Source organism: Caballeronia sp. LZ043 (genome assembly GCF_031451075.1).
GTDB lineage: Bacteria > Pseudomonadota > Gammaproteobacteria > Burkholderiales > Burkholderiaceae > Caballeronia.
Genome location: NZ_JARUXT010000003.1, coordinates 342,709 through 356,814 on the forward strand (window position 1 = coordinate 342,709; position 14,106 = coordinate 356,814).

The 14,106-nt window shown below is 61.4% G+C and carries 6 protein-coding genes; 5 read left to right on the plus strand and 1 reads right to left on the minus strand.

Annotation, left to right across the window (positions count from 1 at the left end):
* Positions 1-40 precede the first annotated feature (40 nt).
* The gene (locus tag QCE64_RS21830; RefSeq protein WP_310006195.1) at positions 41-9,016 is read left to right on the plus strand and encodes a hypothetical protein; all 8,976 of its coding nucleotides are present in this window, start codon (positions 41-43) and stop codon (positions 9,014-9,016) included.
* A 105-nt stretch (positions 9,017-9,121) separates the two neighbouring features.
* Here the strand turns inward: QCE64_RS21830 and QCE64_RS21835 are convergent, their stop codons facing one another.
* On the minus strand, positions 9,122-9,277 hold the full coding sequence (locus tag QCE64_RS21835) for a hypothetical protein (protein ID WP_310006197.1): 156 nt from the start codon (positions 9,275-9,277) through the stop codon (positions 9,122-9,124).
* A gap of 37 nt (positions 9,278-9,314) precedes the next feature.
* Between QCE64_RS21835 and QCE64_RS21840 the strand changes: the two genes are divergently transcribed.
* The 4 genes from QCE64_RS21840 to QCE64_RS21855 all read left to right on the plus strand — a co-directional run bounded on the left by QCE64_RS21840 (position 9,315) and on the right by QCE64_RS21855 (position 13,965).
* A complete protein-coding gene (locus tag QCE64_RS21840; RefSeq protein ID WP_309923475.1) occupies positions 9,315-10,538 on the plus strand; it encodes an ABC transporter substrate-binding protein in 1,224 nt (407 codons plus the stop codon).
* Between the two features lie 99 nt (positions 10,539-10,637).
* Entirely contained in the window at positions 10,638-11,513 is an 876-nt protein-coding gene (locus tag QCE64_RS21845) for a branched-chain amino acid ABC transporter permease (protein ID WP_309923477.1), read from the plus strand.
* A gap of 2 nt (positions 11,514-11,515) precedes the next feature.
* Entirely contained in the window at positions 11,516-12,442 is a 927-nt protein-coding gene (locus QCE64_RS21850; RefSeq protein ID WP_309923480.1) for a branched-chain amino acid ABC transporter permease, read from the plus strand.
* A complete protein-coding gene (locus QCE64_RS21855) occupies positions 12,439-13,965 on the plus strand; it encodes an ATP-binding cassette domain-containing protein (protein WP_310006198.1) in 1,527 nt (508 codons plus the stop codon). The genes QCE64_RS21850 and QCE64_RS21855 overlap by 4 nt, the downstream gene beginning before the upstream one ends.
* Positions 13,966-14,106 lie beyond the last annotated feature (141 nt).

Genomic DNA, 14,106 nt, shown 5'->3' on the forward strand with positions numbered 1-14,106 from the left:
GCGATGAGCGTCGCGTTCATGGATCCAGCGGAGGCTACCGATGCTCGCTTCAGAAGCAAACGTACTGCGCAATCGCAGGCCGTCAGGGCAATCCCGATCCTCGAATGCGTGGATCATCGAACACGGGGAAGAGGACGCATGCGAGCCCGCGGCGGCGGGCGCCAGCGAGAAGCCTGAAGCTGCGCTGGCGGGCATGCTGGAACGCTTGCTCGTCCCCACGGTGATAAAACTTGCGGGAGGGGTATTCCGGCAGGCGTTCGTCGCCAATCGCACGCTGGGGCAACTGGCGGAAATCAGGAAGAGCGACGCGCCGTGGGATCAGCAGCTGCTTCAAGCCGCGCGGCTCTCGGCGTCATTCGACGAATGGCTGCCGCCTTCCATCGGGCCGCGCATGAAAGGCATGATGCAGAGCCTGGAAGATGCTGTGCATCTCTGGCAAGCCTCCCGGCGGGTGCTGGCCGCCCTGCAAGCGCTCGATGATCCACGACGCCCCTGGATGCAAAGGGCCGAAGACTGCATCGACGTGCTCGACCTCCATGCGCACCAGTTGCCTTCCCCTGTTCAGCGCAGGCTCGGCACGTTAAGAAGTGTGGTTCAGTATGGAAAGGCCGTCCGTGAATTGCGCCGTCTGTTGCAGTCGACGCCCGAGCAGGTCTTGCACGAGGCGGGCGGCTCGCGCCTCGGACTCGATGCGGTCTGCGATGAACTGGCCGGGCAGTTGCCTCCCGTCCTTGCACGTCGGCTCAACGCGCGCCGTGAGGGCAGCGACGCGCTGACGTTCTGCCGGACGGAGACGGAGCGCGCGTATCTCGCCTTCGAGCAGGTCAGTCAGAGCAGAAGCTGGCAGGAGATTTTCGCGGCGCTCCGCGGCTGGCTGGAGAGTAACGGGTCCGATGACGTCGACGCGCTCACCACGATCAAGCAGCAACTCGATGCCTTCCGCGTGGGCTATGACAAGGTTTGCGCGATCTTGTCTGACTCGACGAACTTCGAGTTGCGTTTGATATGTCTGGCCGACTATATCGCCCGCGTGGATGACCGCGTCTTGCGGGCGTTCCTGGCAGAGCGGTTTCATCCGGCCATCGACGCATTGACTGGCGTGTTGCGGACAGGCGCAGCCGCGAGCGAGTTTTTTCGGGCGTTTTCGGCCATCTACCGCAATGACCTCCCCTGGCAAGGCAAAGTGCAAGCCCTGCGCTGCCTCATGGAGGAGTTCGCGTGCAGCGGTCTGGCCGGCTGTCCTGTTTCGGTGCAGGAAGTCTTCAAGCGCCTGACTGAAGTGATGGACGTCGTGGCGGAGCTTGCGTCTCCCGGACAAGCATCCGGTCTACGCGAGGTGACAGGGCGCGTTGCATCCGTCGTGCACCGGATCGAACGGCTTTTGCCCGCCTTGGAATCTTCATTGCCCGACGGCGCGATGGCGCAAGTGGACGGCATTGTCCGCACCGTCGGATGGTTGACTCGACAAATCCAGACGCTGACCGAGCTTCCCGGGGACGCGACCTTGTCCGACTACCTGGGGCGAGCGTTCCGGGAGGGCGATGCGCCGCCGTGGCTGCCGCCCTTCATGGAACCGCTGTCGGCGCTCGGGCGCCAGCTTGGCGACGTGCTGCGGGCCAGCGAGGACGCGCACTGCCCGGCTTTCCCGCGTGCGGGGCCGTTGAGCGAACAACTGAACTGGATTTTCACGGCGCTTCAAAGCGACCGGCTCACCGATTCGGCCTTGAAGCTTCTGCCCGCTCGCCTCACGCCGGTGGTGAGCCTGAGCCGGGCGTTGCTGCTGCGCGTGAACGCGTTTCCGGCTGAAGCCTCAGTGGTCGAACGCGCCAGCTGGCTTGTCTCGGAGCTTTCCGGACCGGATGTCCGGGCGCTGCTGAACGCCCCGGAATGTTTGCGGGCCGGGTTGTTGGGCGAGATCATCGCGGATGAAGATTTCCAGAAGTGGCTCGACATCCTGCACCGAATCATGAAGGGAGGGTCGCAAGCGCGCTGGTCAGGCGGCTTGATGGCGGCAATGCGGGAGCACTGGCGAACCATCGGCTCCGCGCTGTCTTCGGTTGCCTTGTGTTACGTTCCGGGCGGCCCGTTCATCAAGCAGGTAAGTTCATGGGTACACCGGGTCCGGCCGCAAGAGGACTGGATGGCGACCGCGGATGACTTCATCAGGATCGTCGCAAGCGATATCAACGAGGATGTGTCAAGCGGCCGTTTTGCGATGCTCGGTCTCCTTCCCGGAGCGACGGCCAAAGGTCTGGGTCATGCCGCCATGGCGGTCCGGCATTTCTCGCTGTATTCGGAACAGTGGGACTGGACGGCCCTGTTGCAGGACTATTGCAAGGACCCCGCCCAGCGATCGCTCTTCGATGCGTTCTTGCTGGTACGCCTGACCTGGTCGCTGCATCGGCTGGCGACTTCGGAGCCGCCGGGCCGGGATGCATCCCTCCGGAGTCTGCAGCGCGACGTCGAACATCTTCGTTTGCTGGGCTGGCGCGGCATGACTTCGCTTGCGCAACTGCTGCCGCTGGTTCCCGACCTCTGCGCCGTGCGCGCACGGATTCATGTCGAACCATCGAAGGCCCGCAACTGGTTCGATTGGGCCGCCGCCGTGTGCGGCGCCCTTGCCGACGATGACACGCCGTCGATACGGCGGCTCAGGCAGAAGCTTGAAGAAGGCACGGAAGCCTTGCTGGCGAATGCGCTCCAACAGACCCTCGCATCGTTGTCAGGCGAAGTGTTCGTGGAACCTTCCGCGGGCAATGACGATGCCATGCGTTTGTCGGTCATTCCTCCGCAACTGGCACAGCGGTGTGCAATCGCGGGAGAGGAGGATCAGGACGGCTTTGTGATGAGCGGGGCACACCGTTATGTCGTCGACGATGGCCGGCTTTTTCTCGTGCACTGGGACAGCGACGAGCGTGCCTATGCGGTCGTGTCCGGAGAGCGTGTCAATGATCGCGCGGCAGGTCCTCCACTGGTGCGGGTCATGGGCCGATGGTGGGTGAGGCCGCGCCTCGCCAAGCTGCCAGGCGGAGGGCTGTTGTCCCGCTGGTTCTCGACCACGCTGACAGCGAACCCGACAGCGGCCCCGCTGCCGACCGAAGCGGCCGACGCCGTTCTGGACATCAACGCAGATCATCACGATTCTCCCGACGCATTCATATCCAACAACCTCGAATACTGGACTGAAGACGGGCAGATCAGGCTGCGCGATTTCGTCATCGCGTCCGGTGAGAGGGCGCAGTCGGGCGGCAGGTTGGGCTGGGCGGTCGGCCTCTCGGGCGCATTCCTGCTGCTCCTGACCTCCGTCTATGTCTGGAGGGCGTTTCGCAGGGGCGCGGTGCCTGAGCCGTCACGCCGGGCCAATGACGGCAGCGCCAGCGGACAGGCCGAAAGCGAAGCGCTGGTGATGGAAGGCGCGCCGGCGTCAGAGAGGGTTGAGGGGGTCGGGAAGCAGACCGCGGTGGACATCGAACAGCCCATGCTCGACCCCGAACCCATTCCGGATGCCGTCCCCGATGCTGTACGCGACGAACACGCGGGTTGGCGTCCGACGCGTGGCGAACTGACGGCGCTCGCGGTGCTCGGCAGTGCGTCGCTCGGCATGATTGGCTGGGCCTCGTTCAACGCGTGGCAGAGCCGTCGCCCGGAGGCGTTGGTGGCCCCGGACGACCTGGATGCGGGACGTCTGCTGACGGAGCGCGACTTTGAGATCGTCGTGGATGCGCCATTCGCCATGCAGGCCGTCGAACTCGCCGGACGCGGACGGCGAAGCGCGCCCCCCGCGCGCGGCAAATCCTCGATCCCGCCATGGCCGCTGCCGAGGAATGCGAAGATCGATCCCGATTTGAGTGCGGAAGTATCGCTGCGCTTCGATGCTAAAGACAGCTATATGCCACGCAGAGGAGACTTCGGCGCCATGCATATGGACGGTGTGTATTGGGACGCTGCGGGAGTGAGGGCCTATCTGTTCGTGTCGGGTCGTTACTGGCCCTACACTTATGACGGCAAGCAAGGCGCCTATCACGAAGCGACGATCCATCCCGTGAACAAACCGGAGACATTCCTCGACATCAGGAGGCTCGACGGCGGCGCATGGTTTCTCGCGCTTGGCGCCACATTCGCGCAAGCCGCTGTCGTTCCACCAGGCACAAGCCGTCTCGGTAAAGATGTTGGCGCCACGCTCAGGCGATGGGACGCTGAAGAATCCTTCAAATATGCCGAGCAAGCCGCCGGTTGGGAGGGCCAGGTCTATACCGACTGGGACGGCACCTATCTCTATGCAAACGGCAGTTTCTGGCCGGCCGTGGTGCTGCACGAGAACCTGCTTCGAGTGACGCAGGAGAAGCAGACGGCGGGACCGTTCCTGTATCTCAAGCGCGAGGAGCCGGGCAGCTTGTGGAGGTTTGCGAGGGTCGTCAAGCCGGAGCATCTGCCGGCCAAGCTTGCGTTCTCTCCGGACCTCGTTGCGCGAGCGAAGGCCACGCTCGCTGGAGAGCCGTGGACGTCGGCATGGGTGGCCGACGAACCCCCGGGCATGTATCGCAAAGCAGGCTCAGAAGCAAAGTACCTGCGGATCGACGACACCCTGTATCGATGCAGTGAAGTCGGAACCAGGCGGGTCAACTATTTCCCGGAGGAAATCCTGACCCTCGTATGGCGGCTCGACGTTGACCTGGCGACCGCGACGTCGGCTCCGTTGCTTGCCGGTCAGGACACAAGCGGAGCCTGGCATTCGATATTGAACAATGGGGTTGACGGGTACTGGGCAGAAGAGCGCGTCGGGGCGTCAAGGGCGCTCGGGCTACTGTTGGCGGCCGCATCCGCCGCGCCGCAAACGCCCGATCTCTCGCAATTGGCGCCGGTATCTCCGGGTCTCTATGCCATGCTGGACTGGGGGCGGTATCTGCGTGTCGGAGGCAGACTGCATCGGTGCTGGAGAGTCGATCTCAATCCGAGGGCATTCGCGGATGGGGCTCCCGAGACGGTGATGCGGGTCGCGGATTCCAATATTGCAGGTTATGTCGCGGGTCGGGGCTGGGGGCTCTTCAGCACGGGAGCCAGCGGCAAACTTGAGCTCGTTCGGGACAAGGAAGATATCGCTTCAGGCTTTGGCGCGCTCCCTTCGGTCAGTGGCGAACTGACGCGGATCATCGACACGTTCGATACGGCGCATGCGCTTCATCACGATGGCGTTGGCATGGGTCGTGAAGGCGTCGTGTATGCAGAGTCGGGACAGCTTTGTATCAGCGTGAATGGTCGCTATTGGCTGTTCATGCTGCTGTCGCCGCAGATGGGGATCATCTTCGGCGATTCATCGGGGCGCGCGTCCTGTGTCGTGATCATCTCGGACGGCCAATGGCAGCTCTATGGCGGCAGTGTAGCTTCCCTCGGCCTGCAGGATCTTCTCGAAGTCGGCACGTTCCATGGATTCAGTGCATCGCTGGAAGTCGCCGTCGGCGGCATTGGACCGCATACCTGGTCGCAGACAATCGAACTGCTCGATAACGCGGCGGATCATGCGTTCCATGGCAGTTACCTGAAGCCCGCGAGCGGCGAATTCCGTCGGGCACTCGGTTTGAAATACCAGGTTGCCTACCTCAAGTCGATCTCGGACTCCTCAGGCAGCTTGAGAACGACCGTGCCCGCCCCCGACATGAGCAAACTCAAACAGACGTGGGATGCCGAGACCATCAAACGCTACTGGCCGCTCTTCCAGGCAGATCAGGATGCGCTTTCCGATCCCGATTTCACCGAGTCCTGCGCCGTGCGCGGCCTGACGCCTGAACAAGTCAGTGAGCAAGCAGAGAGATTGCGCGTCGCGAAGGCGGATCTGGCCGCGCAGAAAAAGACGGTGGATGCGCAATTCGGGTCGGCTGAGTGGGAAGAGACGATGGCCGCCATCGGGATCGAGATGGCCATAGGCAGCATAATGAGAGCGACCGCGGTCAACAACTGGAACAAGAAGAAAGTCACGCGCATTTATTGGCAGAAGGAACAAGCGCGTGTCAACGCGCTTCACGACGAGATCGAAAAGCTTGTGCTCGACCAGGATGCACTGACCGATCTTTATTCCGAGAACCGCTTCGTCGAAGGCGTTGCGCTTGGCTTCGAAAGAGAAAGGGTAGCGCTCGAAGCACTGAAATCCCAGCCGCCGACAGGCCGTCACTGGCGGTATGGGCTCATGTACAGCGATCTGATAGCGGAACTCACGTACGAGATGATCCTTGAGTTCTCGCAAAACAGCGAGAGCGAACAGTTGCACGTCATCGACGCTGCCCGTCTCTATCTCCAGCAGCAGTTCTCCAGCATGGACGAATATGCGGCCTTGATAGGAAAGCTGTCGTCGGTGCCTTCCGGGCAGCGCACTTTTACCTGGCGCGGGGACTATCGCGACATCGTCGCCGCGCAAGAACTGGCCGACAAACTGATCAATACCTGCATGAAGGATGTCGAAGACGAAGAGCGCGCGGAAGGCACACGCGCCATAGCCGCGACGCTCTACCATCTTGTGAAGACGGGGGACGAGCCCGCTTCCATCGATGTCATGCTGGTGGGAGCGATTCTCGATGAGTTCGAAGCGGCATCGAGAAAGTTCAATCCGCTGTACGTTCCCAAGCGTCCGGAAGAATTCTTCTCGCTGTCGCAGATCAAGCCGAATACATTGACAAACGGAGATGCCGCCTATTATCAGCAGTTCGTCGAATATGAGAAAAGCGGTTCGCTCGACTACGAGGCCGCATGGATCGCGAATTTCACGCTGCTGAAAGTGCCATTGCAGATCGACGACTTTTATTCGATCAGGCAATCCTATTTCGTTGATAACGCCGTCGAAGGCACAAGCGACCTCCTGATCAAGCTGAAGAGCGGCAAGTGGATGCTGACGCGTTACCATGGCGACGGGCTGGGTGATCCGCGTGACACCTGCGAGCTTCAAACCTACGAAGAGATGGCGATGCTTCCATACTGGTACGAACTTCCGTATATCGGCGACGGGTACGGATGTTCAGCAAGCTGGGCAGTATGGGACATCGGCATCGACATACCCGAGAACCAGCTGGAAGCTGGGAGCGCTGTGCCGTTGCGTGCAGAAACGGGGCTGGTGCCGGAGTTGGTTCGGCTTACCCGTAAACATCTCGTTACGTTGAAACAGGGTTTGAAAGCGTCGTTTTACGCACCGGAACTGTGGCAGCTTTATGCCAGTCTTGTGCCTTTTTGGGACACCGGGCATGGCTTGGCGCTTGATCCGGAGCACAGCGTCAGGGTTGAACAAGTATTGTCAGACGTCATGGCAGTCGCCATTGCGGTTATTCCCTGGGGGGCAGGGATGGTCAGCGCAGGAGCGAAAGTCGGCTTCGAAAAGGTGGTCCTGCAAGGCTTGCGATACGGTTTGAGAGGCCGGGGGCTTTACAACTATGTCGCCCTCAAGGTATCCCCGACGCTTCCTGAATTTTTCCGGACCTCGTTTCTCCTGCTAACCCGGATGTTGATTGAAGCCTTCAGCCCCGTTCCGCTTCCAACATTTTCTTCGTCCTTCCGCGTCAAACCCGTGAAGTGGAGCAACGTCGCAGGACCAGGAAATCTCTCTTTCGTTCGCAATCCGGGTGCGCTTGTTCCCGCGGCGGCAAACAGCCTCGCTTTCACTCCATTGAGCGACGCTTTCCAGCTGTCGTCGAGGCAGGTTCCAGCAGGCGAGTATCTGCGAGCGGATCTGCGTGGCAACCGGTTGGGGGCGGACCTCGCGGCGGGTCCGTCGCGCGGCCAGCTTGCTCCAGATGCGGACGTGGGCCTTTCCATCGTCAGGGAGCAAATCGATCAGGTTGCTCCGTGGAAGTATGTTGTGAAATCCGGTGGGAAGAAATATGGATTTGTCTTCGATCAAAAGCTGAAACAGTTTCGCCTCGTTTATCCAGACGACTGGACCCGGCCCGGGCCTCTCGTCTCCTACACCGCCGATGGATGGCGGCAGGCGCCGATGCTTGGCGCGGCGCGTGACGCCTCCGAAAGCAAGGCTATCCTGCTGACGGAGCGAGGCTTGAGCCAGGTGCGTGCGCGCGTGCTCAGAGGCAACGTGCGCGCCGGACGAAAGTCGGCACGGGAATCGCTGACCGTTGGCCTGAAAGTCCTCCGGGACCCGGCTGAGCGCGCTTCGGTGGACAGACTCCTGGACATGTTCATGGGACAGCATTCGCCCGCATTGAAGACTGAACTGGAATCGAGAATGCAGAACTCCCTTGCTGCGCTCAGGCGCTTGCGAAGCTCGAAGGACGTTTTTTACAGGATCAAAGATGAAGAGGTTAGCGCATCGGTCATGTCGGTCCCGGCTGGCGAAGGCTACACAGCGCCGCAAGTTGTCCGTATCTCGTGGTACGGCAAAAGAACTACAAGTTCCGCAATCGATTTCGGAGAGCGTCAGCCTTATATGATGAATGTCTATTCCGACGGAGTGCAGCTGTTGCAGGACCATCATCATCAAGCGTATCCACAAGCTTTTGCGCGAACCATGCTTCATGAGAGCTTCCATATGGTGAACGATACCCACATTGACATGTATGTTCAGACCGGCAGTCGCGGTTATCATCTTGAGCGATTGGTCAGCAACGCAGCGGGCTTTCTGAGAACCAGCGATGCCGCTGGGAACATGGTCGACCTGCCGCTCGATCAGGTGGCGACGCTGCCGAAATACGATGGAATGGTGAGGTGGATGCTTCCGTACGCCGCCGAGAGCTTCGCGCCCTTTGCGGTCACGTACAAGTTCAAGGACGCCGGCGGCCGCCTGGACGTGGCGAGGGTGCAAGAGGCCTATGGCGACAAGTCTGAAGTGGAAGATGTCCTGCGTCACGTGAGAGATTCGATTTCGCCCGCGATGAAGGACAATCCCGATAGTTACAGCTTTGTCGTGCTCGGGCTTGAAAAGATCCGCAAGCGGCCCGTTGACTTCCGGAACTTGCTGGACGACCTGGATTACGTTCTGGAACATGGGCCGAGCCGGGAGAACGCGCTTATATGGCCCTGGTGACAGGTCGCGACCCCGCCATGAATCCGGATTTGCTGCATCGCAAAACCAGATCACCCGCGTGGCGCCTCATTTGTGCGCGCTTCCCCCTTCCTCGTTATCACTGATTCATTCGCTGCACTTCACGGTGTTACTGTTCATCGGCAAATCCTTGATTGCTGCATGTGTCTGGCTTGCGTCGCTCCACAAATCGAAAACAACGCGCTTCGCGCGGCAACCGGAATCCTCCGCGATTCCGGTCGACAGGAGGCTGATGATGTCCACGATCAAGACGTGGCGGGGATCCCGTGCCGCAGCTGCCATGAGCGCATTGATTGGAGCGGGCCTGGGCATGTCGCCGGGCGCGCATGCAGCGGGGGAGCCGATCAGGATCGGCGTCATCAGCGAGGAGTCCGCGGTCGCGGGCGCTTCCATCAGCAAGGCCGCGCAGCTCGCGGCGGAAGAGATCAATGCCCATGGCGGCGTGGACGGCAGGCAGATCCAGATCATTGCCTACGATGACCACTCGTCGGCCTCGGACGGCGTGCGTGCCTTTCAGCGCGCGGCCAGTCAGGACAAAGTGGTGGCGATCATCGGCAGCTATATCAGCGAAGTGGCGCTCGCGATGGAGCCGTGGTCCGCGCGCCTGAAGATGCCCTTCATCACGCCGGGCGCCGCGAGCAACGAGATCTCGAAACGCGTCCACGATGATTACAACAATTACAAGTACACCTTCCACGGCTGGATGACGTCGGCATTCATCGCGCAGTCCATCTGCGATTTCTCGCACGATGTGCTGGTGGGCGAGTTCAAGATGAAGACGACGGTGGTGATGAGCGAAGACGCGGCCTGGACCAAACCGCTCGACGAACGCTTCCTCGAATGCCTGCCGAAAGCCGGGCTCAAGGTGCTGGACCATATCCGCTTCAATCCGGACACCTCGGACTTCACGCCGATCTTCAACCAGATCGAAGCGAAGCATCCCGACACGATCACCACGGGCATCAGTCACGTGGGCGTGCAGCCTACCGTGCAATGGCATGACCAGCAGGTGCCGATCCCGATGACCGGACAAAGCTCGCAAGCTACCACGACGAGCTTCTGGAAAGACACCAATGGCGCGACGGAAGGCGTGATTACCGCATCAGCGGCGGCGCCGGGCGTCGCCATGACGCCGAAGACCGTTCCCTTCGTGGACTCGTACCAGAAGCATTTCGGCGGCGTGTCGCCGGCTTATGACGGCTTCACGAGCTATGACCTCGTGTACATCATCGCTGATGCCATTCACCGCAATCAAGGTTCGACGGACCCGGACAAGATGGTCGATGCACTTGAGAAGACCGACTATGTGGGCACAATCGGACGCTGGCAGTTCTATGGCAAGAACGATCAGTTCACGCACGCGCTGAAGTACGGCGAAGGGTATATCACCGGCATCAACCTGCAATGGCAGAACGGCAAGCAGGTCGCGATCTGGCCGAAGTCGGTAGCGAACGCCAAGGTCAAGTTCCCCGCCTTCGTCAAGGTGCAGGCAGCAGCGAACTGACGTCCTCCGCAGCGGGCGGGCACGAGCATGCACGTCCGCTTTTTTGGGTCTTTCGCGGGGACCGGTTCCACCTGAACATCGATCCGACAAGGACCGCCTATGCTTGCGCTGCAGATCCTCATCGACGGTTTCGCGATCAGTTCGCTCTATGCACTCGGCGCGCTCGGCTTCACGCTGATCTTCGGCGTCTCGGGCGTGCTGAATCTCGCGCACGGCGGCGTCATGCTCATCTCCGCGCTGCTCGGCTGGGCGCTGGCGGGCGAGGCCGGCCTCGGCACGTATCTCGGCACGCTGCTGGGCGTGCTTTGCGGGATGATTGCCGCCTACATCACATACTTCATGGTGGTGCGGCCCATTCAGCGCTCCAGCGCGATTCCGCGCGAGGAGAAGGAAATCTTCGTGCTTACCGGCACGCTGCTGTGGGGCATCATGATTCAGCAAGGCATGGCCTGGCTGTTCTCCGACAACCCCGTCACGATGCGCCCGCTGATTCCCGGCGTCGCGAGTCTGGCGGGCGTGCGCGTGCCCTATAACGAGATCATGATCGCCGTGGTGTGCTGGGTCGTGATCGGTCTGCTGTGGCTTTTCGTGAACCGCACGAAGGGGGGCAAGGCGCTGCTCGCGGCGTCGATGAATCCGCGCGGGCTCACGCTGCTCGGCTTCGAACTGTCGCGCATCTATCTGCTGGCCTGGACGCTGTATGGCGTGCTCGCGGGCGTGGCCGGCGTGCTGCTGGCGTCCTTTCTCGGCGTCAGCACGAACAACGCCGGGCAACTCACGGCGAGCGCGTTTTCCATCGTCGTGCTGGGCGGCCTCGGCAGTGTGTCCGGCTCGTTGCTGGCGGCTTATGTCGTCGGTTATCTGGAGACCGTGACCGCGTATCTGATCGCGCCGACATTGCGTCCCTTGCCCGCGCTGCTGTTGCTCGTGCTGGTCGTGTACGTGCGGCCGCAGGGCTTTCTCGGGCGACGCTGATCATGAAGATTTTCGGAGGCTCGCGTCTGATTGTCGTCGCCGTTGTGCTTGCGGTGATCGCCGCGACGCTGCCGTGGTGGCTCACCGGTTATATCCTCGGCGTGCTGACGGTGGCGTACTACTTCGGCGTCTTCGCGATGTCATGGGACCTGTTGTTCGGCTTTGCGGGCGAAGTCAACTTCGGACCAACTTTCCTGATCGGCCTCGGCGCCTATTCAGCGGCGATCCTCAACGCGCATGTCGCAGCGCCCATTGCCATCTGCGTGATCGCCGGCGGTCTCGTTGCACTGATTGGCGGTCTGCTTCTAGCCGTGCCCGCGCTGCGCCTGCGCGGTCCGTACTTCGGTCTCGTCACTCTGGTGGCGGTGCTCCTGCTGCAAAACGCCATCGTGATCTTCGCGGGCATCACAGGCGGTGAGATCGGCATGATGGTGCCGGACGTAATGTCCGTCGATGCCAGCACTAACTACTGGATCGCGCTCGCCTTCCTGATCGTCTGCGCGATCATCCTGTTCGGACTGTCGCGCTCGGCTATCGGGCTGATCCTGCAGGCAAGCGGTCAGGACACGGTCGGCGCGCAGGCGCTCGGTTTCAACGTCGTCAAGCACAAGCTCGCAGCCTTCTGCATCAGCGCGGTGTTCTCGGGCGTCGCGGGCGCGATGCTCGTGTTCTATCAGGGCACAGCTTCGGTCAGCACCGTGGTCGATATCGGCATTGGCGTGCAGATCATCATCGCGGCCGTGCTCGGCGGCAGGCGCACCATTCTCGGCGCGGTGCTGGGCTCGATCTTCCTGATCGTCGCGGGCGAGTTCCTGAGGCCACTCGGCCAGATCAATACGTTCGTGGTCGCGGCCGTGGCGCTGGCGGTCATCCTGTTCTTTCCCGATGGCCTGCTCGGCAACCTCCTGCGCGTGAGGGAACGCGAATGATCGACGACGAGAACCGCGCGCCTCTGCTTGCCGTGCACGGACTGACCAAGCGCTTCGGCGGTCTGGTCGCGGTAAAGGACATCAGCTTCGAAATCCGGCCGGGGGAGATTCTTGGCCTGATTGGACCGAACGGCTCCGGCAAGTCGACGGTCATGAAGCTCATCATGGGCATCGAGCGACCCAATGCGGGCTCCATCAAGGTCAATGGTGTGGAGATGGCCGGCTGGCTGCCGCATCGCATTGCGCGCGCGGGCGTGGGCATCGTGTTCCAGCATTCGCGGCCGTTGCATCGCCAGACCGTGCTGGAACATATCAAGCTGGCGCTGTTGCCCGATTCGCTCGTGAAGCTTGCGGCCGATCCACATGTCAACCGACGCGCGCGCCAGATTGCTGAACGCGTGGGCCTCGGCGGCGTAATGCATCGGCATCCGGCTACCTTGCCGTTCGCGGATCTGCGGCGCATGGAAATGGCGAAGGCGATCGCACGCGATCCGCGAGTCGTGCTCGTCGACGAACCCTTTGCCGGTCTCACTGCCGCCGAGTCCGAAACGTTCTCTGAACTGATTCGCGGCTTCCGCGCGGAGGGGCGCGCGGTGCTGCTGGTCGATCACAACGTAAAGAGTCTGGCGGCGCTCGCGGACCGGGTACTCGCGATGTATCTCGGCGAATACGTGGCCGAAGGCACGGCGGACGCGGTGATGCGCAACGAGACGGTGCGGCGCGTCTATCTCGGCGGCAAGATCGAGGCACGCGAGCGCGTCACGCAGGTGGCGAACAGCAGGCCCGAGATTCTTCGGGTGGAGAATGTGGGCGTGCTATACGGCAAGGCGCGCGCCCTCGACAGCGTGAACTTGCATGTGCGCGAGGGCGAGTTCGTCTCAGTAGTTGGATTGAACGGCGCGGGCAAGACAACCTTGTTCAATGCCATCTCGGGACTGGTGCCGTACCAGGGAACGATACGCTATGGCACGCAGGACCTGAAAGGCATGAGCGGCGCGGCGATCGCGCGCTCCGGCATTGTCCAGTGTCCTGAAACACGTGAGTTATTCGGCGACATGACGGTGCGCGAAAACCTTGATCTTGGCGGTTATCATCTCGCCGACAAGGTACGCGCGGATCAGCTCGAATGGCTATTCGAGCTGTTTCCCATACTGCGGGCGCGTCAGGCTCAGACCGCGCGTACGCTGTCGGGTGGCGAACAGCAGATGCTCGCCATCGCGCGCGCGCTGATGATGCAGCCCAGGCTTCTTGTTCTCGACGAACCCACGCTTGGCCTCGCACCGGTGATACTCGAGCAGTTGTCGAAAGCGATGGAGTTATTGCAGAAGACAACGCCGATTACCGTGCTGCTCGGCGAGCAGAACGTCACGTTTGCATTGCCGCACGCGGACCGTGTCTATGTGCTCGAACACGCGTCCATTATCTGGGAAGGCAGCCCCGCTCGCTTCGAGAAGGAGATGGGGCACGGCTTTCTCGAAGCTATTCCTTCCAGCATTGCGCCTGGCGTGCGAGCGAAGGCTTGATGCGTCGCGCATCTTCAACGTCATGACCTCCTCTCCCTCCGCAGTTTAAATTTGACGCGCAGTCCCCTCCGTTCCTTTGCAAACAGAAGGCCATCAGACGCTTAAGTCTGAATCGTCGCATTGTTATATGCGTTAAGCAAT